The 25165-nt window shown below is 37.3% G+C and carries 24 protein-coding genes; 14 read left to right on the top strand and 10 right to left on the bottom strand.

Annotated features, from left to right (window positions below; all coding sequences use genetic code 11):
* Positions 1 to 10: 10 nt before the first annotated feature.
* The 4 genes from JP36_RS11510 to envC form a co-directional block, all read right to left on the bottom strand.
* A complete protein-coding gene (locus JP36_RS11510) occupies positions 11 to 3988 on the bottom strand; it encodes a translocation/assembly module TamB domain-containing protein (RefSeq protein WP_039173375.1) in 3978 nt (1325 codons plus the stop codon).
* Positions 3985 to 5724, bottom strand: coding sequence for an autotransporter assembly complex protein TamA (locus tag JP36_RS06915; protein ID WP_052119459.1), 1740 nt, complete (start codon positions 5722 to 5724; stop codon positions 3985 to 3987). Before JP36_RS06915 ends, JP36_RS11510 begins: the two co-directional genes overlap by 4 nt.
* Before the next feature lie 128 nt (positions 5725 to 5852).
* The gene (locus tag JP36_RS06920) at positions 5853 to 6674 is read right to left on the bottom strand and encodes a divergent polysaccharide deacetylase family protein (RefSeq protein WP_039133580.1); all 822 of its coding nucleotides are present in this window, start codon (positions 6672 to 6674) and stop codon (positions 5853 to 5855) included.
* 14 nt (positions 6675 to 6688) lie between these two features.
* The gene (gene envC, locus JP36_RS06925; RefSeq protein WP_234702165.1) at positions 6689 to 7849 is read right to left on the bottom strand and encodes a murein hydrolase activator EnvC; all 1161 of its coding nucleotides are present in this window, start codon (positions 7847 to 7849) and stop codon (positions 6689 to 6691) included.
* Between the two features lie 231 nt (positions 7850 to 8080).
* On the opposite strand from envC, the gene JP36_RS06930 reads away from it, so the two are divergent.
* The 8 genes from JP36_RS06930 to JP36_RS06965 all read left to right on the top strand — a co-directional run bounded on the left by JP36_RS06930 (position 8081) and on the right by JP36_RS06965 (position 15549).
* A complete protein-coding gene (locus JP36_RS06930; protein WP_039094662.1) occupies positions 8081 to 8764 on the top strand; it encodes a 2,3-diphosphoglycerate-dependent phosphoglycerate mutase in 684 nt (227 codons plus the stop codon).
* 164 nt (positions 8765 to 8928) lie between these two features.
* On the top strand, positions 8929 to 9372 hold the full coding sequence (locus JP36_RS06935; protein WP_039173380.1) for a rhodanese-like domain-containing protein: 444 nt from the start codon (positions 8929 to 8931) through the stop codon (positions 9370 to 9372).
* A 23-nt stretch (positions 9373 to 9395) separates the two neighbouring features.
* On the top strand, positions 9396 to 9914 hold the full coding sequence (gene secB, locus JP36_RS06940) for a protein-export chaperone SecB (RefSeq protein WP_039133570.1): 519 nt from the start codon (positions 9396 to 9398) through the stop codon (positions 9912 to 9914).
* Between the two features lie 115 nt (positions 9915 to 10029).
* Positions 10030 to 11034, top strand: a complete 1005-nt coding sequence (gene gpsA, locus JP36_RS06945; RefSeq protein ID WP_039133567.1) for an NAD(P)H-dependent glycerol-3-phosphate dehydrogenase — start codon at positions 10030 to 10032, stop codon at positions 11032 to 11034.
* A gap of 8 nt (positions 11035 to 11042) precedes the next feature.
* Complete coding sequence (cysE, locus tag JP36_RS06950; RefSeq protein WP_039173383.1) at positions 11043 to 11831, top strand: serine O-acetyltransferase; 789 nt, start codon at positions 11043 to 11045, stop codon at positions 11829 to 11831.
* A gap of 36 nt (positions 11832 to 11867) precedes the next feature.
* Positions 11868 to 14222 carry a ribonuclease R gene (gene rnr, locus JP36_RS06955; protein ID WP_039173385.1) on the top strand — a complete coding sequence of 785 codons (2355 nt, stop codon included), beginning with the start codon at positions 11868 to 11870 and terminating at the stop codon, positions 14220 to 14222.
* 13 nt (positions 14223 to 14235) lie between these two features.
* Positions 14236 to 14973, top strand: a complete 738-nt coding sequence (rlmB, locus tag JP36_RS06960) for a 23S rRNA (guanosine(2251)-2'-O)-methyltransferase RlmB (protein ID WP_039173388.1) — start codon at positions 14236 to 14238, stop codon at positions 14971 to 14973.
* 12 nt (positions 14974 to 14985) lie between these two features.
* On the top strand, positions 14986 to 15549 hold the full coding sequence (locus tag JP36_RS06965; protein WP_081964352.1) for a DUF5358 domain-containing protein: 564 nt from the start codon (positions 14986 to 14988) through the stop codon (positions 15547 to 15549).
* Between the two features lie 68 nt (positions 15550 to 15617).
* On the opposite strand, the gene JP36_RS06970 is transcribed toward JP36_RS06965, so the two are convergent.
* Positions 15618 to 16196 (bottom strand): Maf family protein, encoded by a 579-nt coding sequence (locus JP36_RS06970; protein ID WP_018345693.1) that lies wholly within the window; start codon positions 16194 to 16196, stop codon positions 15618 to 15620.
* 103 nt (positions 16197 to 16299) lie between these two features.
* Here JP36_RS06970 and rmuC point away from each other — a divergent pair, with 103 nt between their 5' ends.
* Positions 16300 to 17739, top strand: a complete 1440-nt coding sequence (rmuC, locus tag JP36_RS06975) for a DNA recombination protein RmuC (RefSeq protein WP_039173393.1) — start codon at positions 16300 to 16302, stop codon at positions 17737 to 17739.
* Positions 17740 to 17795: 56 nt separating this feature from the next.
* Here the strand turns inward: rmuC and JP36_RS06980 are convergent, their stop codons facing one another.
* Genes JP36_RS06980 through ispB form a run of 3 tightly spaced genes read right to left on the bottom strand, consistent with a single transcriptional unit; the run spans position 17796 to position 19997 of the window.
* The gene (locus tag JP36_RS06980) at positions 17796 to 18275 is read right to left on the bottom strand and encodes a hypothetical protein (RefSeq protein ID WP_039133471.1); all 480 of its coding nucleotides are present in this window, start codon (positions 18273 to 18275) and stop codon (positions 17796 to 17798) included.
* A gap of 24 nt (positions 18276 to 18299) precedes the next feature.
* The gene (locus JP36_RS06985; protein ID WP_039133468.1) at positions 18300 to 19016 is read right to left on the bottom strand and encodes an epoxyqueuosine reductase QueH; all 717 of its coding nucleotides are present in this window, start codon (positions 19014 to 19016) and stop codon (positions 18300 to 18302) included.
* Between the two features lie 9 nt (positions 19017 to 19025).
* Entirely contained in the window at positions 19026 to 19997 is a 972-nt protein-coding gene (gene ispB / locus JP36_RS06990) for an octaprenyl diphosphate synthase (RefSeq protein ID WP_039133465.1), read from the bottom strand.
* A 253-nt stretch (positions 19998 to 20250) separates the two neighbouring features.
* Between ispB and rplU the strand changes: the two genes are divergently transcribed.
* From rplU to JP36_RS11630, 5 genes are all read left to right on the top strand, one after another.
* Positions 20251 to 20562 (top strand): 50S ribosomal protein L21, encoded by a 312-nt coding sequence (gene rplU, locus JP36_RS06995; RefSeq protein WP_039173396.1) that lies wholly within the window; start codon positions 20251 to 20253, stop codon positions 20560 to 20562.
* Between the two features lie 20 nt (positions 20563 to 20582).
* Positions 20583 to 20840 (top strand): 50S ribosomal protein L27, encoded by a 258-nt coding sequence (gene rpmA, locus JP36_RS07000; protein WP_013745795.1) that lies wholly within the window; start codon positions 20583 to 20585, stop codon positions 20838 to 20840.
* 91 nt (positions 20841 to 20931) lie between these two features.
* Positions 20932 to 21789, top strand: coding sequence for a bifunctional DNA-formamidopyrimidine glycosylase/DNA-(apurinic or apyrimidinic site) lyase (gene mutM, locus JP36_RS07005; protein WP_039173397.1), 858 nt, complete (start codon positions 20932 to 20934; stop codon positions 21787 to 21789).
* Positions 21790 to 21901: 112 nt separating this feature from the next.
* Complete coding sequence (gene pckA, locus JP36_RS07010) at positions 21902 to 23515, top strand: phosphoenolpyruvate carboxykinase (ATP) (protein ID WP_039133458.1); 1614 nt, start codon at positions 21902 to 21904, stop codon at positions 23513 to 23515.
* A gap of 88 nt (positions 23516 to 23603) precedes the next feature.
* Positions 23604 to 23744, top strand: a complete 141-nt coding sequence (locus JP36_RS11630) for a hypothetical protein (protein ID WP_021461129.1) — start codon at positions 23604 to 23606, stop codon at positions 23742 to 23744.
* A gap of 2 nt (positions 23745 to 23746) precedes the next feature.
* On the opposite strand, the gene rarD is transcribed toward JP36_RS11630, so the two are convergent.
* Positions 23747 to 24649, bottom strand: a complete 903-nt coding sequence (gene rarD, locus JP36_RS07015) for an EamA family transporter RarD (RefSeq protein WP_039173401.1) — start codon at positions 24647 to 24649, stop codon at positions 23747 to 23749.
* 210 nt (positions 24650 to 24859) lie between these two features.
* On the bottom strand, positions 24860 to 25090 hold the full coding sequence (gene acpP / locus JP36_RS07020) for an acyl carrier protein (RefSeq protein WP_013745789.1): 231 nt from the start codon (positions 25088 to 25090) through the stop codon (positions 24860 to 24862).
* Between the last annotated feature and the right edge of the window lie 75 nt (positions 25091 to 25165).

The following is a 25165-nucleotide window of genomic DNA, read 5'->3' on the forward strand; positions in this document are numbered from 1 at the left end:
TAACTATCCTTTAACGTTCAAATTGATATAAGAGATCAACAGCTTGAGATGTCCCTGATACGGATTGTAAATATAATTTCGGTAATAAGCGATAGCGAAGTGTTAATTCAGCTAATGGTTCAAATAATCCTACACCATATTTTACCTGTAAACGAGGTGTCAAATAACCACTAACTACAACTTGTGATTGATCTCCTAGACCTTGTGTTTCCAAGTTTAAATTACGGATACCGAATGTCTCGCCGATCTGCCCAACAATTTTTCCGGTTTTGGATAAACTCATACTGATTAATGCAGCACCTAGCGAAGCTCCTGAGTTCCCACCGTCAGAAGAGAGCGATCTACCTGTGAGTAAATAGGAAAGAGCATTATCTTGTGACATTGAGGGTTCGGAGAACACTTGAATGGTAGGCGATTCTGCTAAACCAGTAACACGAATGCCTGCAGTAATATTACTATTTTCCATTGCGGTTGGGTTACGAATTGCCTCAATATTTAAAGTTGGTTGTGATGGTAATCCAGAGAAGATAATTTCACCTTTACGCACGAGCAAATCTTGTCCATAAGAAGCAAAACGCCCGTTCAGTAATTTAATTTGACCATAAAGACCGAGCTGGTTGTCTTGTTGACGTAAATTCAGTACACCATCTAAACGGCTTTTTAAGCCATAAGCTTTTATTAAAACGCGTTCTCCTAAACTGATATTAATATTAGTGGATAAAAATGCATTTGTTTTTTGATTGAAACTATTTAAACGCTGATCCGCAGAAAGTTTAGGTTTCTGTTCTAAAATCACTTCATCGTTGCTAACTGTAATCGCACTTTCCGGTAATTGTTCAATGTCAATATTAGCTTGAGGTATATCGATTTTGCCTTCAATATTCAAGTGTTGTGGTTGCGCGTGCAGATGAATATCGGGAACTACGGTCAATTTTGCGATTTCTGGAATATTGAGTGACAGTCCGTCGGATTTCGCACTTAAATTAGCTTGCCAGTGATCTAACATTTGCCAACTGCTGTCGCCTTGTAGACGCAACGTGCCTTCTTGCGTGACGATTTCACCATTCATTGTGGAGCGGTTGCCGTTAAAGTTCAGATTGGCAAAACCATCCTTAATATTAAACGGCAATGCCGGCATTGAACTGGTTAATTGCGTCAATGCTAGTTTGCCGTGTAATTGTGGTGAGGAAGTTGTTCCTGCCAAATTTAAATCAGCATTAATTTTGCCGTCAAGCTGATCTCCAGAATTTAACAGTTGTTTAATTAATGCTAATTGTAACGCCTTAAATTGCACTTTTCCGCCTAATTTTTTACTATCCAAAAGATCGGTTAAAGTGAGTTCAGTTCTGATTTCTCCGTTATTGCGAATTTTTATATCACTGTTAAGTTTTAAATTGTTATCTTTGAGAATACTTTGTAGCGATATTCTGTCTAAATTCAATTCAAAACGGCGATAATCCAGTTTTTGCACTAATGATAAATTATTACTGTCTAAATTCAGTTTGGCATCAAATGGTTTATCCTGATACCAATTTACCTCACCATCAAGATTGAAACGAGAATTCAGTTGCGTGTTGTCGCCAAGAAATGGTTTTAGGAAGCGTAAATCCGCCTGTTGCAATTTAAACGGAATATGACCGCTCACTCCGGCGGTAAAGGTTTGCGGAAAACAGAGCGGTAAACTGCTGTTATTCCAACAATGTGCGGAAATGGTTGCCTGCTGTTTTTGATTGAGGTAATCAATATTAATGGTTTTATCGGCATTGAATTGTCCGATGAACGTGTCGATTTTGCCGTTTTTAAGATTGACTTGCCAGCGTTCGGCATTGCGATCAAAACTACCTTGTAAATCAACATTTAACGCAGCCGGTTTGCCTTGAGAACGCAAATTGAGCTGATGATTTTTTTCATCACCTTGGGCGTTGAGTTGTAATTGTGTGAATTGGGTTGTATCACTCAGTTTAAATTGAGCCAATTTTAAGGCAAGATTACCGCGAATATTTTGTTGATCACTTTGTATTTTTCCTTTGATATCTGCATTTTGCAGCAAAAATGTGCCAAATTTGATCTTTGCTATGTCAAGATCAATATCTAGCTCCGGTTGATGAATATCACCGTTAATCTGTATTTCACCTTGTGCGGCAAGATCTAAACCTCGATAAAGTCCGCTAAAATCAGGTGCATTAAGCGTTAAATCAAATTGTGAATCTTGTGCCAATTTGCCTTTTAAAAGCAGATGATTTTGCCCATAATCGAATTGAAATCCTTTACTAAGAAGCGGAATTTGATTGCTGAGGGCAAGATCGCCTTGAATGTTAATTGGGCGATTATTGGCACTGCCGGTGAGATTGATAACCGGAATATCCACTTGCCAGCCTTGAGCATCGACTTTGCCGGAAGAAGCCAATTCGCCGGAGAGGGTTGCCAACCAATCCACACTGTGAAAATAGCGGTAAACATTAAGGTTTTTTAATTGCAGCCGGCTATCCCAAATGACTTCATTTTGCCAAGAGGTGTAACCTTGCAAATCAACACTGCCACCTAAACCGGACAGATGTGCGGATTGGATACGAAAATCACCAATCGATCCCTCACCGTTTAATTCCAGATCAACCGTTGGCGAATGCATTCCTTCAACGTTACCTTGTAAATTCGCTTGATAGTGCAATAGATCACCTACAACATTCAATTTTGTTTTCACTAAACGGATCTGATCGGTTGCTGGATTTTCACTTTTACTTAAGAATAGTGGATATTTTGCCTGTTGAATCGCTAAATCCAAGTTAAACGGTGTTTTTGCTGCGGTTAATTCAAGCTGTGATGATAGCGTAGCATCCACCACGCCGCTAATGCTGGTGTTAATGTTGGTTTTAGCGTACAGTTCACCGTTGGCAGTGACAGTTAAATGGCTGTTTGGAAATGTGTGTTGTTCACCTTTTTCATCGAGGATTTTTTGTTGATGAAATTCTCCTTTCAGCGTGAATTGAAGTGGATAATTATCACGCCATTGTAGCTGCCCCTGACCATCAAGATCGACAATAGTGCTGCGTAAATAGAGCTTAGTTAAATTGAATTGTTGATCATCGCTGTTTGCTTTCAACACTAATTCACTGAGTTTCTGTTCTGATAAATTTTTTTCTTTGGTATTTTGTTGGCGATAAAGCCAATTCTGGGCGGAAATGATATCGATTTCAACACTAAAAGGCAGTTTTAGTGTTTGCTTTTTATCCAATAATGGTTGATTTAAAGATTGTTTTAACGCTTGCCAATCCATTGGTTTTTCAACTTCTTTTTCTTGTGTTGGCTTATCTGTAACATCAAGTTGTTCCAATTTTTGCAAAAGCTGATTTTCCACTGTTTCGATAACGCTTAAACCATTGATTCTTGTCGGCAACAGATGAAAATGGTTGTTACGGTTTGCTTGCAAGCCGGTAGAAAAATGATCAAGTGTGATCAAGCGATTATCGATTTTAAGTGCAAGTTGATTGATCTCAATTTGTGGCAAATTTAATCCAATCGGCATTGCAAAACCACTATTGGATTGATTGTCATTCGGTTCGCTCGGTGGCAACAATGCCGTATCAATCGTAATTTGTGGCTGTTGTAGGCTGAATTGATTAATGCAAATCGTCATTTGCCATAAACATTGTGGTGTAAGTTGTAACTGCGTTTTTGGTAGGATAAGTATAATGCCGTCAGTATGATAAGTAAGATTAGATAGTGTTAATCCTTGTTTTAAATTCCCTTTTACTTCAGTAATTTGTATTTGTTCTATTTTCTGATCAAGCAGTGTGAGTAGTTTGTGTTGTAAGGTTTCACTGTTTAGAAATGAGATAATTGTAGTAAACAGTAAAATCACAACCGCACTTAAGCTAATTGCAAACCATTTGATAATCTTCTTGGATGTTTTTTTCTTTATCGCAATTGAAGCAGTTTGTGCGTTGTCAGTAGCTTGTTCTGTTTCGGGATTTTTTGGATTATCTGTCACAATTCTGCTCCTATACCAATGTAAAATTGGATATTTTTACTATCGTCTTTATCATTAATTGGGGTAGCAATATCGAATTTTACCGCACCGATGGGGGAATTCCAACGCACACCAATGCCTGTTCCTTTACGTAAATCATTGAAAGAAAAGCGATCAGAAGCAAAACCGGTGTCATAAAAAATAGCTGCCCACCACTTTGGTTTCACCTGATATTGATACTCTAGGCTGGCGGTAAAAAGGCGATTTGCGCCTGTTAATTCACCATTTTTATCTTTCGGTGAAATTTTATGATAACCATAACCGCGGATACTTCTGTCACCGCCTGCAAAAAAACGTAGTGCCGGTGGAATTTTGTCAAATTGATTGGTTGAGAGATAACCAATTTCTGCTCGAGTTAAAAAACGATGATTTTCTGCATAAGTTCGAATCCAAGAAGTGGAGGCAATAGCGGAATAAAAATTGACATCTGAGCCTACTGCTTTATTCCCCCAATTAAGCGTGATTTTCTGTGCATCTCCCCAATAAGGAAATAATCCCCCACGAACACGGGTACGGTTAAAACCGGCAGTTGGATAAATTAATACTGTGCGGTTGGAAACATTCGCTTGGGTAAAGTTATCATAACGAGCTCTTACGCCGAAAGAATTTTGCCAACCTGTCTCTCTGTTCCAATAGCGAAGAATGGCTAAGGTTAAACCGGAGGTATCAGTGTCGTTTTTCTTTTCTTCTTCATAACCGGCAGAAATTTCATAATAATAGTTAAGCGGTTGTTTTAATAAGGGAATTTTATAGGTTGCTTCAATGGTTTTTTTAGGATCGGAGATATAGAAATTGGAAGAAAAACTTTGTCCACGACTATTAATCCAAGGTTTGTTCCAACCGAACTGTAAACGAGGACCAACATCGGTACTGTAACCGATCCCGATTTCATAACTATTTTTTAGGCGAGGTTGAACTAAAACATCAAGATCGACTTTTTTATTTTGTTTATCAATATTAGGCTGAACTAAAACAGATTTAAACCAGTTGCTGGCAGAGAGGTCTGTACTTAATTCAGAAAGATCATTGATTAAATAAGGATCTCCACTTTGAATAGCAAGAATATTATGCAAATAATCGTCTCTAATTTGTGAACCTTGAAAACGAATTTTACTGTAATGGTAGCGTTTACCACTGTCGAAGGTAAGTTGCCAATAGGCTTCGTGAGCAGAAGGTAGGATCGCTAAACGATGCGTTAAAAATTGGTAATCGAAAAAACCTTTAGCAAGAGCTACTTTTTCTAATTCCCCTTTATAGTCATCATAAACGCCTTGATTAAGGACGCTACCTAATTTAGGAACTTGTTTTTGTAATGCAAGAAAATTCTCATCCTTTTCCGCATCCCCCAAAAGTTGCACCTGAATTTCGGCAATTTTAACAGGTTCATTTAACGTAACGTTAGCAATTAGAAGATCCTGTTTAGCATTAGGCTGTGGCACAAATTGATAATCAATTTTGCTGTTAAAATAACCAACAGCACGTAGTGCCTCATCAATCGTTTTACTTGCCAAATAATAATAACGATCTGAATTTTCCACCGGGATAGTTTTTAGTGAAGAGAGATGTACCATCACATTATTATAGGCGGTTTTATTTTTGATACCTTCCACTTTTAAGGTCATCGGCTTATCGGCAAAAGCAGATAGGGCGGCAAATAAAATTGTAAGAGAGAAAGATATTTTTTGCCATTTCATCATTACCGAACCTCTGGATTATTGTTCACTATCGAAATTAATTTCTTACTATTAGTATCATTAAATGAAAATTTAAAAATAGCGTAAACGGTAACAATATATGACTGAATTTTCAAGAATTAAACCTAATTTTACTGCGGAATTCCTCGTAAATTTTCTTGAAAATAGAATGGTGGCTTTGATGTTGGTGCAGGAATATCACTAAACCAGAAATTAAATGGCTGTAGTAATTGGGGAGATTGTTGCCAAAGTTGGCTGATCTTGATTAATTCAATGTCTGCTGGAAGATGGGATAACTGTTGCTGTAACACGGCAATAGTATTTTTTCTAGGGTGTCCGATAACAATAGCGGTTTGATGTTTTCTTGCATATTGAATGGCTCGTTGGAATTGGCGCTGTATATTGTCATATTCATTATTATCATCAAGAAAAATATTACGCTCTAACGCACTAACACCATATTGTTTGGCAATTTTGACAGCAACACTATTACCTATGGTTTTACTGTCCAGAAATGATAATCCTCTTTGTGCTAATTGTTGCATTAAAATATGCATTAAACCGCTATCGGAAGTGGCGGCACTTCCCATATGATTATTCATTCCGATAGCGTTGGGAATAATATTTTGTGCTAAATCAATACGATATGAAACTTGAGATGGTGTTAGCCCAAGCACTAAGCCATTGGCTTCTAGTTTTATATTGCTTTTAGCTTGCATTGGCATATGTATTAAAGTATCACGACCTTGCTGATGAGCCTGTTTTGCACGTTGTTGTGCATAAGGTGCGGAAGGGATAATAGCAACATTGACGGCTAAAGGTAGTGCAAAAATAGCATTGTCCTCGTGCTGACGATAACCAATATCATCGATCACAATAGCTAATTGAGCAGCATTAGGTGACAAACTGAACAGCATTAATAACGCAAGAAGACATTTTATGCAATATTTCACTGTTAACTCCGCTATTACTTTAACCAATGTGATGGATTTACTGGTTCACCCTGACGGCGAATTTCAAAGTAGAGTGCTGCACGACCGTCTTCATTTTGCCCAACTTGAGCAATAGTTTCACCGGCACTGACCACATCGCCATTTCGGACTTGCAATGTACTGTTATAACCGTAGATGCTCATATCACCTCGACCGTGATCAATCACAATGACCAAACCATAACCTTGAAGACGATTAGCTAAAATCACTTTGCCCGGAGCAATGGCTCTCACATTTGCACCACGATTGGCTTGAATAACAATGCCTTTCCAGCGGATTTCTCCCATTTGAATTGAGCCGTAGCGGTTACTTACTCGTCCGGAAACCGGCATTATATATTGACGGCGTGCCGCTCCGAGACCATTTCCTCTCCCAACCAACTGTTGCTCTTTTTCTGTCGGTTTATAAGTTTGATGTTCCTGTTCCGCTTTTTTCTGTTTTTTCTGTAAAGAGACCAGTTCCTGTTGTTCTCGTTGTTTAGCAGCTCGTTCCGCCGCAGCGATTTCTTGGCGTAGTCGGTTTTCGTTCTCTTTTAATTGCGTTAATTTATTTTGATTGGCGGTTAGGCTGCGATTTAATTTGGCTAATGTGGATTGGTGTTCGTTCTTAACTTGCTGTAATGAACGCTGTTGCTGGCGTTGCTTGTTAATTTCCTGTTGTTGCTGTTGTTGCTGTTCTTTAACTAGCTGTTGTTGCTGCTTTAGCTGTTCTTGAGTCTGTTTAAGATCCTGAATCAGTGCGATTTTTTGTTGATTAATGTATTTCACATAGGTATTCATTCGATCACTGTCGCGTGCTTCTTGAGAGAACATTTTCTCAATTTCGTGTTGTTGTAAATTTTTACGGTAAGCAGAATCAAGCAAATGTGCCAGCTGTTGCTTTTGTTCGCGTTCTTGTTGTTGTAATCGGCGAATTTGTTTTTGCCCGTTTTGAATATTGCGTTGAATTGTTTTTAGTTCATCTCTACTTTGTTGCAGTTGATCACTAATTTTTTCAATCTTTTGTTGTTGATATTTTAGTTGTGACTGTAACTGGCTTTTTTCTTGCTGTTGCTGAGCAATCTTTTGTTCTTGTTGTTTTATTTGTTGCTGAATTGATGCAAGATCATTTACTGCATAGCCGATATTGCTGTTCATTAGTAATAATAAACACAATATTAGGTGGCATAAAGACTGAACAGTAAAACGGGTATTGAACATAATTCAAACAATGATAATGATAAAAAACAGAATAATTTGGTGCTATTTTAGAATTTTTTTTGTTAAAGATCAGCAATTCTAATAAAAGCGAAGCCGTTCTATTTTAAAAGTAATCAAATTTTGTTATAAAGAGCGCAGTTTTTTGATCTAATTTTTAGGAGAATCATTATGCAATTAGTGTTTATTCGTCATGGTTTAAGTGAATGGAATGCATTGAATCTTTTCACCGGCTGGCGTGATGTTAATTTAAGTGAAAAGGGAGTTGAAGAAGCAAAAGCAGCAGGACGTAAATTAAAAGAAGCTGGTTTTGAATTTGACATCGCATTTACTTCCGTATTAACTCGTGCGATTAAAACCTGTAACCTTGTTTTGGAAGAATCTAATCAGTTATGGGTTCCACAAATTAAAACTTGGCGTTTAAATGAACGTCACTATGGTGGTTTACAAGGCTTAAATAAGAAAGAAGCTGCGGAAGAGTTTGGTGATGAACAAGTTCACATTTGGCGTCGTTCTTATGATGTATTGCCGCCTGAATTAGCAAAAGATGATCCTAATTCAGCACATAATGACCGCCGTTATAAACATTTGCCGGCGGATGTAGTGCCTGATTGTGAAAATTTAAAAGTAACTTTAGATCGTGTGTTACCTTTCTGGGAAGATCAAATTGCACCAGCATTATTATCCGGTAAGAAAGTATTGGTTGCGGCTCACGGTAACTCACTTCGCGCTTTGGCGAAACACATAGAAGGTATTTCTGATGAAGGCATTATGGATTTAGAGATCCCAACTGGACAGCCTTTAGTTTATGAATTAAGTGATGATTTGAAAGTAATTAAAAAATATTATCTTTAATGCTTAATTAAAAGAAATAGGCACTTTTCTGCATAATGTAGAGAAGTGCTTTATTTTTGTTGAGATTTTTTCCGGAAAAATGATGTTTCGATTGTTTAATTCTATAGAGTAAGGTTATACTTATTCAACTTTTTAACCATTAATAAGATAAGAGATCAAAATAAATGGAAGAATTTATGCCAAAGGCAATAGCGTTTGCCTCTCAACATACGGTGATGGTTATTGCGTGGATTGTCGTATTTATCGGGACAATTTATGTTTTTGTAAAAAGTGCCGTTTCTGGTGCAAAAGAGATTGAGCAAGCGACTTTGTCACAATTAGTTAATAAACAGAATGCCGTTATTATTGATTTACGTAGTATTGAAGAGTTTTTGCGTGGTCATATCGCAGGCAGTCAAAATGTGTTACCAAGCGATATTAAACAGCATAATCTTGGTAAATTGGAGCAGTACAAAGAGCAACCGGTCATTGTTGTTTGTGCTTCAGGAATGACTTCACGCGGTTCAGCAGAGCAGTTGTATAAACAAGGTTTTAAGCAGGTTTATTCATTAAAAGAGGGAATCCAAGGTTGGCGAGCAGCGAATTTACCTCTTGTTAAAAAAAGTTAATTAGATAAAAAAGGAAATTAGTGATGGCAGAAGAAAATAAAACAGCAGAACAAGGTTCAGAACAACAAGCTCAACCAATGTTGCAGATTCAACGCATTTATGTAAAAGATGTCTCATTTGAAGCACCGAATTTACCTCATTTATTCCAACAGGAATGGAAACCGGTCTTAAAATTTGATTTGGATACAGAAACAAATGTATTAGCAGAAAATCTTTATGAAGTGGTACTTAATGTTTCTATTGAAACCAAACTGGAAGGTACTGATACTGTTGCTTTTATTTGTGAAGCAAAACAGGCTGGTATTTTCGCCATCAGCGGTTTAGAAGAGATGCAGTTAGCTCACGCATTAACTTCACAATGTCCGAATATGTTGTTTCCATATGTTCGAGAATTAGTTTCAAATTTAGTTAATCGAGGCACATTCCCTGCATTAAATTTGGCACCGGTTAATTTTGATGCTTTATTTGTTGAATATTTGCAACGTCAACAAGCAGCGCAGGCGGAGACTGCTCAAGAACAAAAAACGGAAACTGTAAATTAATTCCTGAAAAGCGTCTCTTCGGAGATGCTTTTTCACCTCTTTTCTAAAATCTTATTGAAATCCTCTCTCTTTCGTCTATCCTTTGTTTAACACTAATCAAATAAAAGCGATAGTTATGACAGAATTTTTACCCATTACCGTAATTGGTGCTGGTTCTTACGGAACAGCATTAGCGATAGCACTTTCGAGAAATGGCTTGCCAACAATATTATGGGGGCGAAATACGGTAGAAATGAGAAAATTGGCACAACAACGGCAAAATGAACGTTTTTTGCCCGGTGTTACTTTTCCGAAAGCATTACAAATTGAAACTGAATTGGATACAGCAGTTGCAAACAGCCGAGATATATTGATCGTTGTGCCGAGTCACGTTTTTGCCGATGTTTTAAAGCAGATTAAGCCCTTATTAAAACCGCAACATCGTATTATTTGGGCAAGTAAAGGTTTGGAACATAATAGCGGACGTTTGTTACATCAGGTAGCGAAAGATATTTTAGGAAATAATATGCCATTGGCTGTTTTATCAGGGCCGACATTTGCTAAAGAACTGGCTTCAGGCTTGCCGACTGCTATTGTGTTGTCTTCAACAGAAGAGGCTTTTGCCAAAGCGTTACAGGAACGTATTCATTGCAGTAAACATTTCCGCGTTTATCTGAATCCGGATATGATTGGTGTGCAGTTGGGTGGAGCGATTAAAAATGTGATCGCAATTGGTGCTGGTATTTCAGATGGTATCGGTTATGGAGCGAATGCAAGAACAGCATTGATCACGCGTGGTTTAGCAGAAATTTCACGTTTAGGATTGTCTTTAGGTGCAGAACCACACACATTTATGGGAATGGCCTGTTTAGGTGATTTAGTTTTAACGTGTACCGACAATCAATCTCGTAATCGCCGTTTTGGAATGATGTTAGGCAAAGGTTATTCTGTAGAACAAGCGATGCAGGAAATTGGGCAAGTTGTAGAAGGATATTTCAACACACAGGAGGCCTATCGATTAGCACAACAACAGCAGGTAGAAATGCCGATTGTTGAGCAAATTTATCAAATGCTATTCTGTGGGTTAACTGCAACTGAAGCAGCAGCAAATTTATTATCAAGAGAAAAGAAAAGTGAATAGGGGTATCTATGTCGGTACTATTACAACGGATTTGGCAAAGCATTCGAGATGAAGCAAAATTACTCGCAGAACAAGAACCTTCATTGGCAAGTTTTTTCCATTCAACAATTTTAACGCATCAACATTTGGGTACGGCACTAAGTTATATTTTAGCGAATAAGTTATCTAGCTCGACAATGCCAGCGATCTCATTGCGTGAAATTATTGATGAAGTTTATCGGGAAAATCCAAAAATTATTGAAAGTGCTGCTCACGATATTGAAGCTGTACGAGTTCGCGATCCGGCAGTGGAACTTTATTCTACACCATTACTTTATTTAAAAGGATTTCACGCTTTGCAAAGTTATCGTATCACTCACCACTTATGGCAGAAACAACGGAAAGCATTAGCAATTTATCTACAAAATCAAATTTCTGTTGCGTTTGATGTTGATATTCATCCGGCAGCAAAAATTGGTTACGGTATTATGTTAGATCACGCCACAGGTATTGTTATTGGGGAAACATCTGTGATAGAGAATGATGTTTCTATTTTGCAAGATGTGACATTGGGCGGTACAGGAAAAGAAGTTGGTGATCGCCACCCTAAAGTGCGTAAAGGGGTGATGATTGGTGCTGGTGCAAAAATTTTAGGAAATATCGAAGTAGGTGAATATGCCAAAATTGGCGCCTGCTCGGTAGTGTTACATCCGGTTGTAGCTTATTCTACGGTAGCGGGCGTGCCTGCAAAACAGATAGGGCAAGATAAAAAAGCAAAACCGGCGTTAGAAATGAATCAATATTTTAATTGTGAATAAAAGCAATAAATAAAACAAAAAATTAAGGAGACATTAATGCAATATCAAGATCCTCATTATAGCGAGGAAGCTGAAAGATATGAAAATCCAATTCCAAGTCGTGAATTGATCCTTACGGTTATTCGAGATCATAATAAACCGATGAGTCGGGAATCTATTTTACAAGCGTTAGCAATTACCGATCCGGAGCAGCAGGAGGGAATGCGTCGCCGTTTACGAGCAATGGAAAATGATGGGCAGTTGGTTTTTACTAAGCGCAAATGTTATGCCTTGCCTGAACGATTGGATCTTTTGAAGGGAACGGTGATTGGTCATAAAGATGGTTATGGCTTTTTGCAGGTTGATGGCGTAAAGGATGATTGGTTTATCCCTAATAGCCAAATGCAAAAAGTGTTACACGATGATTATGTATTGGCACAGCCGAACGGCGTAGATCGTCGCGGACGCAAAGAGGTGCGAATTGTTCGGGTACTAGAACGTCGCAAGAAGCAGATTGTCGGTCGTTTTTTCTTAGAAGAGGGCATCGGTTATGTAGTGCCGGATGATAGCCGGATTAATCACGATATTTTAATTCCGAATGAATATCGTGCCGGAGCCAGAATGGGGCAAGTTGTGGTGGTGGAACTGAAACCTAAAGAAAAAGGGCTTTCCCGTTTAACAGGCAGAATCACCGAAGTGTTGGGCGACAATATGGCGAAAGGAATGGAAGTGGAAATTGCTATTCGCAATTACGATATTCCGCACGTTTGGCCGGAAGAGGTGGCACAGCAGATTCAAGGATTGAGTGAAATCGTTGATGACAAGGATAAACAAGGGCGTGTCGATTTGCGACAACTACCTTTGGTTACGATTGATGGTGAAGATGCCCGTGATTTTGATGATGCAGTATTTTGTCAAAAATGCGAGCACGGCGGTTGGAAATTATGGGTGGCGATTGCGGATGTCAGTTACTATGTGCGTCCAAAAAGTGCGCTAGATAAAGAAGCCTATCAAAGAGGAAATTCTGTCTATTTCCCAAGTAGGGTTGTGCCAATGTTGCCGGAAGTATTATCAAATGGATTGTGTTCACTTAATCCACAGGTAGATCGCCTTTGTATGGTGTGTGAAATTCAACTGTCTGCAAAAGGCAGAATTGAACAGTACCAATTCTACGAAGCGGTAATGAATTCACACGCACGTTTAACATACAGCAAAGTATGGCGAATTTTGCAGGGAGACGAAGAATTAACCGAACGTTATCAAGATTTAGTGCCACATTTACAAGAACTGTATGCAATGTTTAAAGTGCTATTGAAAGCACGGCATAAACGAGGTGCGATTGATTTTGAAACGATAGAAACTAAATTTATTTTTAATGATCAAGGCAGAATCGAACGAATTGAGCCAGTGCAACGCAATGATGCCCATAAGATTATTGAAGAGTGTATGATTTTGGCGAATATTTGTGCAGCACATTTTATGGAGCAACATCAAGAGCCGGCACTATTCCGCATTCACGCCTTGCCGAGCGAGGAAAAACTCACCTCTTTCCGTACTTTCTTAAGAGAATGCGGTTTAACTCTGGAAGGCGGATTAAAGCCGACACCGGCGGATTATGCCAAATTAATGTTAAAAGTGAATGAACGCCCTGATAAAGAATTAATTCAGACAATGTTATTGCGCTCATTAAGCCAAGCAATATACAGTGGTGATAATATTGGACACTTTGGTTTGGCTTTGACAGAATATGCGCATTTTACTTCACCGATTCGCCGTTATCCCGATTTATCTTTACACCGAGGCATCAAGTATTTATTGTCAAAACAGCACGGTTTAACCAAACGTACTACTAAGAGTGGTGGCTACCATTATAAATTGGATGAGATTGATTTGTTAGGCGATCACTGTTCAATGACGGAACGCCGTGCGGATGAAGCAACGAGGGATGTTGCAGATTGGCTTAAATGTGAATTTATGCAAGATCACATTGGTGAAGTGTTTGAGGGAACTATTTCCAGTGTTACCGGATTCGGTTTTTTTGTCAGATTGAATGATCTTTTCATTGATGGTTTAGTCCATATTTCTACGCTGGATAACGATTATTATCGTTTTGATCCGAGTACTCAGCGTTTAATCGGTGAGAACAGTGGAATGCTGTATCGTATCGGTGATAAGGTTACGGTCAGAGTTGAAGCGGTGAGTTTGGAAGAAAAAACATTAGATTTCACACTGATTTCAAGTGAGCGTAAACCGCAACGATTGGGTAAAACAGAAAAAGATCGTGCTAAAAAGAGCTTGCGTTATAGTGAAAGTTTGCAAAAACGTTTACGGAAACAAGCCAATGTTGATGAGAAAAAACGTAAAGAGAAAAAGAAAAAAACTAAGCGGAACAAGAATAAAAAACGAAAATAATTAGAGAGTGTGTATGAGCGAACAAATTTACGGTATTCACGCAGTTTCGGCAGTGTTATCAACTACGCCGGAGCGTTTCATTGAAGTATTTGTGTTAAAAGGGCGTGAAGATAAACGTTTACAGCCTTTATTAAATGAATTACACCAATGGGGCATTTCAGTACAGTTTTTAACACGTCAAGCGTTGGATAAAAAAGCAAATGGTGAAACACATCAGGGCATTATTGCCAAAGTACAACCACCAAAAGAGCAGACAGAAAATGATCTATATGTTTTATTGCAACAGAAGAAACATCCATTATTATTGGTGCTTGATGGGGTAACGGATCCACATAATTTAGGCGCTTGTTTGCGTACTGCCGATGCAGCTGGAGTGGATGCGGTTATTATACCGAGAGATAAATCCGCACAATTAACTTCTGTGGCAAGAAAAGTAGCGTGCGGTGCGGCTGAAGTCGTGCCGTTAATTCGGGTAACAAATTTAGCTCGCACTTTAAAAACGCTACAACAAGATTATAATGTCTGGGTTGTGGGGACTGCCGGTGAAGCCAATAGCTCAATTTATCAGAATAAGTTAACTGGAGCATTAGCGTTAGTGATGGGGGCAGAAGGCGATGGTATGCGCCGTTTGACCCGAGAACATTGCGATCAATTAGTGAGCATTCCAATGCAAGGTTCTGTTTCTTCATTGAATGTTTCGGTTGCAACTGGTGTTTGTTTATTTGAAATTGTCAGACAGCGCTTAGCTTAATGGAAAAAGATGATGATAAAAAAAGTAATTTTTTCAATAACAATTTTATTTCTTGCAGGATGCAGTTCAAATATTGATCCTTATCCTGCAGAATATGCTAATGCTGATTATGAGTTAAGTGATAATGATGCACGGCATTGGGTAGTGGCGAGTCATCAGGCAGAACAATGCATCTATCCAAACTTAACACGTATTCAGCAAGAGCATTTTTCTAAAGAAGATGCTTATATTCATTCACAATATGTATTCTTTTATCCTCTGGAAGACATTATTGGCGCAGATTATGTAAAGATGATCCAACAGGATGAAAAATCAATGGGGTATGCACAATATCAATATAAAAAATTCAAACAAACTGAATTTGAACCGATGCCAACGACGGAATGTGCAACATTGAGAATTAAAGCACGTGATGATTTAAAAGTGGTGAAAGGACAGTATCAAAGCGGAATGGCTGTGGATGAGCCTAAAAACAGTTCAGAGGATGGTAAAAATAGTAATCCGGATGGGATTGCGACCAATGAAAATAAATTTTTCTTTGATATCATCAAATGGGGTTCGGCTTTATTGTTGTAATTTTAAAAGCGGTTAATGAAACAGAAAACTGCACGACAAAGTGCAGTTTTTTATTTAAATACAATTGGTTAGAGAATATTTGTTGAAAATTTCTTTAATAATTCGCTCGTTTCAAACAACGGTAAGCCCATCACACCCGAATAACTGCCACTTAAATGCCTGATAAAACTTGCAGCCAATCCTTGTATCGCATATGCTCCTGCCTTATCAAAAGGTTCTCCACTGGCAATATAAGAGTGAATTTCTTCTGTCGAAAGCGATTTAAAAATGACTTCGCTAGATTGCAGACAATAATGTTGTTTGATGGGTGTTGAAACGCAAATAGCTGTTAATACGTGATGAGTATTGCCGGACAACATTGAAAGCATTGCAAAAGCTTCTTCTTCTGTATGGGGTTTGCCTAAAATTTGATTATTAAATGCAATACAGGTATCGGCAGTGAGAAGTGGATATTTTCTTTTGTTAGGGAAAAGATAGCGAATTTGCTGATTTTTACTGATTGCCATTCGTAAAACATAATCACTTGCTGTTTCATTTTCACCAACCGTTTCGTCAATTTCACCTTTTAATACCTCGACAGATAAACCCAGTTGTTGTAATAGTTGAAAACGGCGTGGACTGTTAGATCCTAGATAAATTTTTTTCATAATAGATTCCTATATTCAGTTTGGCTAATATTGTAATGATTACGGGATTTCAGATCAGCATTTGTTATACTGAATCAGTCAATTTGTTTTTTGAGGAGAAGTTATGGATTTTGTACTTTATATTGTTATGTTGTTATTAGCTTTGACCAGTGTTGTGTTTATCTTATTGAATTTGCAGAAACAAAAATTATTGCAGGCGTTACAACAGCAACAAGCACAAACGGTGGAACAGTATAATGCGCTGTTGCAGAAATCAGAGTTATTAACAGAGCAATATCAATTGGCGTTACAAGAAAAAATCCGTAGCCAAACGGAAAAACAGGGAATTGAGTCGTTGCTACAGGAGAAAAATCGACAACACCAAGAACTGGAACAGCTAAATGTATCGGCGCAACAACAAATTACGCAATTATCGCAACAATTAGCAGCATTACGCACCAGTTTAGCGGAAAAAGAGATGCATTTTGCTGAACAACAGCAGTTGTTAGAAAATAATAAAAAACAATTAACGTTAGAGTTCCAACAGCTTGCCAATCAGATTTTGGAAGAGAAAAGCCGCAGTTTTTCACAATCCAATCAAGTAGCGTTGGATAGTTTATTAAAACCATTTAAAGAGCAGATTGAGGGCTTTCAAAAACGTGTTAATGAAGTGCATTCTGAAACGGTAAAAGGGAATGCCAGTTTGGAAGCAGAACTTAAAAAGGTGTTGGAAATTGGATTAAATATGTCGAAAGAGGCAAATAATTTGACAACAGCATTGAAAGGGCAGAAAAAAACATTGGGCAACTGGGGAGAAATGCAGTTGGAAAATGCTTTGCAATCTGCTGGCTTAGTAGCGGATGAGCAGTATGTTGCCCAAGCTCATTTTAAAGATAATGAGGGTAATCATCGCTATCCTGACTTTTTAATTAAATTGCCTGATAACAAGCATATCGTGATTGATTGTAAAGTGTCACTAGTGGCTTATGAACAAGCGGTTTCTGCTACTGATGAAGCTAAAATTCAGTTACATTTAAAAGAACATATTCAAGCTATTAGACAGCATATTAAATCGTTATCGGAAAAGGATTATAGTCATTTAGAGGGTATTCAAAGTCCCGATTTTGTGTTGATGTTTATTCCGATTGAACCGGCATATATCGAAGCATTAAAACAAGATCCGACATTGTTTAATAATGCTTATGAAAAAAATGTTATTTTAGTGTCATATACTACATTAATGCCGATTTTACGCACTGTTGCTAGCTTATGGCGCATTGAAAAAGGAAATCGTGAGGCTCGAGAAATCAGTGAAAAAGCGGGAGATATTTATAACCAAGTTTGCGTGGTGGCGGAGCGACTACAAAAATTAGGTAATGGTTTAAATAGTGTGGTTAAACAATATAATGATTCGGTTACTTCGCTTTCCGGACAACGAGGTTTATATGGTAAAGTCGAGCGTTTTCAGACGCTCTCTAATAAAGTTAGCAAGCAGTTACCATCAATGGAACCATTAACAGCTGATGTTGAAATAGAACGTTTAAATGCGATTGTTGAGGTGTAGTTATGCGATAAAAAAGCGATCCGAAGATCGCTTTTTCAATGTGATTTTTTTAAAATTTATTTCTTTTGTGTGGTTTCAATTTGAGCTTTTAAATCGGCAAGTGCTTTTTCAGCATCGGTAAGTGATTGTGTGGTCTTGGCTTGAAGTTCGGTATATGCCTTAATTTGTTCCGGTGTAGGTTGTTGAGTAACATAATCGGAAGATTGTTGCATTAAATCAATAAAAGATTTTAAACCAGCATCATATTGTGCTTGTACTTTTTTTGCTTCTTCGGTTTTGATTTTGAGTTCACTGATAGATTTCACTACCATTTTGTAATTATCAATAATTGCTGCATATGCTTTGGTTTTATCCTCAGCAGTTTGAGCTGATTCCAATTGCTGGATTAATGCAGAACCGCTTTCCTGTTTTAACACAGTATTCAATGTTTGTTGAAGCAAATCAACATCTGCTTTCATATCAGCAGTTTTATCGCCACAAGCGGCTAAAAAGAGAGAAAATAGAGCAATTAATAGAAAATTTTTTAACTGTTTCATAAATATGTCCTTATCAAATAAAAATTAATCTGCAGAATAATAAAGTTTGCCGATCTCAATTTTAGCTCTGCCTTGAGATTCACGCCACTTATTAGTATCACGCAAAGAGTAAACACAACCGCAATATTCTTGTTGATAAAATTTCTCACGTTTACTAATTTCAATCATTCGTTGTGAACCGCCACCTTTACGCCAGTTATAATCCCAATAAATGACATCATCATATTTTTCAGCAGCACGATGACCACAACCATTAATTTGATTCATATCTTTCCAACGAGAAATGCCGAGGCTGCTGGTAAACACAGGAAAACCGTGTTCGTGTGCATATTGAGCCGCTTTTTCAAAACGCATATCAAAGCACATTGTGCAACGAATACCTCGTTCAGGCTCATCTTCCATCCCTTTTGCCCGTTCAAACCATTCTGCACGATCATAATCAGCATCAATAAATGGGATGTTATATTTTTCAGCAAACCGAATATTTTCTTCTTTGCGAATTAAATACTCTTTTTGAGGATGAATATTAGGATTATAAAAATAGATAGTGAAATCGATTTCCGAAGCAAGTAAAGCCTCCATTACCTCACCTGAACAAGGTGCACAGCAGGAGTGGAGCAATAGTTTGTTATGTCCGTCAGGCAAAGTTAATTTTGGACGAACAAAGGGGGCATTCGGATCTTTAGTAATTTTCTTTTTTCTCCCTCTAGAAATAGGAGGTATTTGTTGAATATCTGACATATTGTTTTCTTAATAATTACGTTCTACAGAAATTTTTGCAAGAGAAATTAATGCTTCTTTATATAGGCTATCATCAATAACAGAGAGTGCATCAATTGCTTTTTGGGCTTCCTGTTTTGCTTTTTCTATCGTATAGGTAAGAGATTTATATTTATCCATCATTGACTGAATTTTAGTAAGATATTTACGCCCGTGACCGTGTTCAATAATGGAGCGAATTAATTGTCGTTCATTTTCGCTGGCGTGTTGCATAGCGTGAAGTAGCGGCAATGTTGGCTTGCCTTCTTCCAAATCATCGCCAAGGTTTTTACCTAATTTATCCACATCAGCACAATAATCCAATACGTCATCAATCAGTTGGAATGCTGTTCCTAAATAACGACCATATAATTTCATTGCTCGTACTTGTTCTTCAGTTGCTTCGGATAATAGTGCCGAACATTCAGCTGCAACTTCAAAGAGACGTGCGGTTTTACTGTAAATAACCTGCATATAGCTCTGTTCAGTAGTATCAGGATCGTTACAGTTCATTAATTGCAACACTTCACCAGCAGCAATAACATTCACTGCATCCGACATTACTTGCATAACAGGCAATGAACCTAAACGAGCCATTAATTGAAATGCACGAGTATAGATAAAGTCACCGACTAAAACACTGGCAGCATTGCCGAAAATAGCATTTGCAGTATCTTTACCACGGCGCAAAGTTGACTCATCAACAACATCATCATGTAATAAAGTAGCCGTATGGATAAACTCAATAAATGTTGCACAGGTAATATGCCGATTACCTTGATAATTCAATGCATTAGCTACTAACACAGCAATTAATGGTCGAATACGTTTGCCGCCACCGTTAATAATATAGAAGCTAAGTTGATTGATTAAGGCTACATCAGATTGCAATTGTTGTGAAATCATTGCGTTGACGGCTTGCATATCCTTAGCAGACAGCGCTTGAATTTCGTTTAAATCCATACTTCCCTTCATAATTGTTGTGCAAGAATTGTTAATACTATTAATGAATTCCCAATTCTACCTTAAAAATTTAATTTCTAAAATTAAACTGTGAAATTAAGCAGATTTTTTATTTTGTTTAAAATCCGTGCTTGCTATTTTGTTTTTTTTTCCGTAAAATCCGCCACCTATTATGTGAATTTTACAAGTGCCAAGTTAGATAACTTTCGAGTTTGATTTGATGGTACTATTTTATTTAGCGGAGTTTTCTTCTATGTACGCGGTTTTCCAAAGTGGCGGCAAGCAACACAGAGTAAGCGAAGGTCAAGTTGTTCGTTTAGAAAAACTTGAAGTGGCAACGGGTGAATCAGTTGAATTTGATTCAGTGTTGATGGTCGTTAATGGTGAAGATGTTAAAATCGGCGCTCCGGTTGTTACTGGTGCGAAAGTAGTGGCTGAAGTGGTTTCACACGGTCGTGGCGATAAAGTAAAAATCGTTAAATTCCGTCGTCGTAAACACAGTCGTAAACAACAAGGTCATCGTCAGTGGTTCACAGAAGTGAAAATCACTGGGATTCAAGCATAATTTCAGAGGAGATCAAGTAGATGGCAACTAAAAAAGCTGGCGGTTCAACTCGTAACGGTCGTGATTCTGAAGCTAAACGCCTTGGTGTTAAACGCTTCGGTGGCGAGTCTGTATTAGCAGGCAATATCATTGTTCGTCAACGTGGTACTAAATTCCACGCAGGTAATAACGTTGGTATGGGACGTGACCACACTTTATTTGCAACAGCTGATGGTAAAGTGAAGTTTGAAGTGAAAGGTGACAAGGGTCGCAAATACGTAAGTATTGTCACTGAATAATTTGCTTATCAGTTTAATGAGAGTTTATAAACTGCACCCTTTTTAGGGTGCAGTTTTTTTATTTGTAGATTTTGATATTGGAGTGCTAAAGATGCCTGAATTACCGGAAGTTGAAACTACGAGAAAGGGGATTCAGCCTTATACCAAACATCAACGAATTGTTAAGTTGATTATTAGAACAGAAAAATTACGTTGGATTGTCAGTAAAGAGCTTTATCAAATTGAGAATGAAGAAATTTTGGATGTGCAACGTCGTGCAAAATACCTAATTTTTCAATTGGAGTGTGGATATATCATTGTGCATTTAGGAATGTCAGGATCGTTAAGAATTGTAACAGCAAAAGATGAGATCGATAAACACGATCATATTGATATGATTCTGTCGAATGGAAAAATTCTGCGTTATAACGATCCACGTAAATTTGGTGCTTGGCTATGGGTGGATTCAATACAGCATTTCTCTTTATTTTCAAAATTGGCGCCCGAACCGTTAAGTGATGATTTCAATGGAGATTATCTTTATCAAAAGAGCCGTAATCGGCATACTGCAGTTAAATCTTGGTTGATGAATAATGCAGTAGTTGTGGGTGTTGGTAATATTTATGCTAATGAGGTGTTGTTTAATTGTGGAATTTATCCTAACGCTTCGGTTAGTTCTTTGAGTAAAGAAGATTGTGAACGCTTAGTAGCTAATATTAAACAGACATTACAGCAAGCGATTAAACAGGGTGGCACAACATTGCAAGATTTTATCCAGCCAGATGGTCGCCCTGGATATTTCCAACAATCACTCAATGTTTATGGCAGAAAGGGGGAAAATTGCCCAACCTGCGGACATTTGATTGAAATGGTAACTATCGGACAACGCAGTAGTTTTTATTGCCCTATTTGTCAGCCAGTCCGAATCTCTAAAAACTCAACAAAAATTGAAAAAATCAAAAAAAAATAACTATCTTGAGGGAGTGAATCACGGAAATTTGATCTAGATAACGTTTTTTTTTTCGAAAAAGGATTAGAATACAAAGTATGATTTTTTTATATTCAATTTGAAGGAAAATATTATGTCAGACTTAAAAGCCTATCTAGATTCAATTGGTATTCACAATGTTGCTGAAATTATTCATAACCCAAGTTATGAACAATTATTTGCAGAAGAAACCAAAGCAGATTTACAAGGTTATGAAAAAGGTCAAGTGACTGAGCTTGGCGCAGTTAATGTAATGACAGGTGTTTACACCGGTCGTTCTCCAAAAGACAAATTCTTCGTAAAAGATGATACAACAAAAGACACTATTTGGTGGACATCAGACGAATACAAAAATGATAACAAGCCTGTTACTCCTGAAGCTTGGAAAACTATCAAAAAATTGGCAACAGATGAATTAAGTGGTAAACGTCTATTTGTTGTTGACGCGTTCTGTGGTGCAAATGAAAGCTCACGCTTAAAATTACGTTTTGTAATGGAAGTTGCATGGCAGGCTCACTTTGTAACCAATATGTTCATTCGTCCAACTAAAGAAGAGTTAGCAAACTTCGGTGAACCTGATTTTGTTATTATGAACGCATCTAAAGCGAAAGTAGAAAACTACAAAGAATTAGGTTTAAATTCTGAAACTGCAGTTGTATTCAACTTGACTGAAAAAGTACAAGTTATTTTGAATACTTGGTATGGTGGTGAAATGAAGAAAGGTATGTTCTCTTATATGAACTACTTGCTTCCATTAAGAGGAATGGCGTCAATGCACTGTTCCGCAAACACCAGCAAAGATGGTAAAGAAACAGCTATCTTCTTCGGTTTATCAGGAACAGGTAAAACTACATTATCAACTGATCCGAACCGCTTATTAATCGGTGATGATGAACACGGTTGGGATGATGATGGTATCTTTAACTTTGAAGGTGGTTGCTATGCTAAAGTTATCAACCTTTCTAAAGAAAATGAACCTGATATTTATAATGCAATCCGTCGTGATGCATTATTAGAAAACGTCACTGTTGATGCAAACGGTAAAATTGATTTCGCAGATAAGAGCGTAACAGAAAATACTCGTGTTTCTTATCCAATTTATCACATTGAAAATATTGTTAAACCAGTTTCAAAAGCTGGCCCGGCAAATAAAGTAATCTTTTTGTCAGCTGATGCATTCGGTGTATTGCCGCCGGTATCTATCTTAACTCCTGAACAAACTAAATACTACTTCTTGTCAGGCTTTACTGCAAAATTAGCTGGTACAGAACGCGGTGTTACAGAACCAACTCCTACATTCTCTGCTTGTTTCGGTGCTGCATTCTTAAGTTTACACCCAACTAAATATGCAGAAGAGTTAGTGAAGAAAATGGAAGCTAATGGTGCGAAAGCATACTTGGTTAATACAGGTTGGAACGGTTCTGGTAAACGTATCTCTATTAAAGATACTCGTGGTATTATCAATGCGATTCTTGATGGTTCTATTGATAAAGCACCAACAAAAACAATTCCAGTGTTCAACTTTGAAGTTCCAACTGAATTACCTGGCGTAAACCCTGCAATCTTAGATCCTCGTGATACTTATGCAGAAAAAGGTGAATGGGAAAAACGTGCTGATGATTTAGCAGATCGTTTCACTAAGAACTTTGTGAAATATACTGGTAATGAAGCAGGTAAAGCACTTGTTGCAGCAGGTCCAAAAAAATAATTTAATTAAATGATGAAATAAAGGAAACACCTTGCCATAATGGTAAGGTGTTTTTTTATGAAAGTATTTTAGTACAGGAGGAGATCAAATGCGCCGAGTTAGAAGAAGTTCACTTAAAAATTTCAAAACATTAAGAATTCGTCGCTTGATGTTATTAAAGCGAATTCAAAAACGTAAACAATATATTCAAGCTCGCCATAGAATTCGTTTCTTGAAGGAACAAGAGTAATTTTATACTGTTTTTAATTTAGTCTTAACTGGAGCGATAAAGCCATTGATAGCCAATACTAATAATGCGCTCCAGATAAGTCCATAACTAATATAGGCTTCTGCCGGCATTACGGTTCCTAAGATTGTTATCGAAAGAATAAATAAAAGTGAAGGCTCAATATAACTCAATAAGCCGAATAACTTCATTGGTAAAATAGCACTGGAACGAATATTAAATGTCATAGATAAGGCACTTACAGCACCTAATAATGGCAGTAATAACCAATAACGAGGTTCAGAATATATTAATTGCCAAATATCTTGTTGAGGCAATAAGTAGAGCAATGCGAAAGGTGCGATAAAGGTTAAATCAAAAGTAAGACCGAGCAACGCAGGAATATTAAGAATTCTTCTTGAGAGATAATAAGGAGGATAAAGCAAAACTACCCATAATGTTGTCCAAGAAAAGGCGTGAGTATGGTAAAGCTGATTTAAAATTCCGCAGACAGCAAGTATTAAGGCAAGTAGTTGCAATTTCGTCAGTTGTTCTTTCCAAATTAATTTCCCGAAAAAAACCATCATTAATGGAAATAAGAAGTAACCTATTGCAACATTTAATCCTTCCCCGTTAATCGGAGCCCACATAAATAAGCATAGCTGGCTTGCCAAAATAGCAGTACCTATTAACATAATTACCCAGTTTTTGAATGAGGAACCAAGTTTTTGCAAAATAAATGGTAAGATTTCTTTCCGATTTGAACTTAAAAGTGTTAATAACCAGAAGCCGAAAAAAGTAACAACAATACGCAAGGCAAAGATAGAGACACCGGAAAGTGGCTGCATTGCATAGCTGAATAAAAACAAGGAGCTAAATAGGATTTGAGATAAAATGCAAAGCATAATTCCGATAATTAATGGGTTCATTAACATCTCCTTAGTGATTAGTTGTTATACGACAACTGTTCTCAAATTTAGCAATTTATCAAGCAAATTTAAAGATGAAAGAGTTGGAAAGACTGATACGATTTGTATGTGTTATTATCAATTCTTCTTTAAATCAAACTAAAAATCTTAATATAACAAAAAGGATTACCTCAAAGAGATAATCCTTTTTCATCAAAAACTCTACTGAAATTATTGGTTGCTTTGAACGTAATCGATAGCAGATTGAACCGTAGTAATTTTTTCAGCTTCTTCATCAGGAATTTCGATATCAAATTCTTCTTCTAAAGCCATTACTAATTCAACAGTATCTAAAGAATCAGCACCTAAATCTTCAACAAAAGATGCTTCTGGTTTCACTTCTTCTTCTTTAACGCCTAATTGTTCAACAATAATTTTTTTTACGCGTTCTTCAATACTCATTTGTTAATTCCCTATTTATTTGTTCTGCAAAAGGAGAAATTGTATGCATAATAAATTAAGTTGCAACTGCTAAAT

The sequence above is a fragment of the Gallibacterium genomosp. 1 genome (assembly GCF_000771875.1).
In the GTDB taxonomy this organism is placed as follows: Bacteria; Pseudomonadota; Gammaproteobacteria; order Enterobacterales; family Pasteurellaceae; genus Gallibacterium.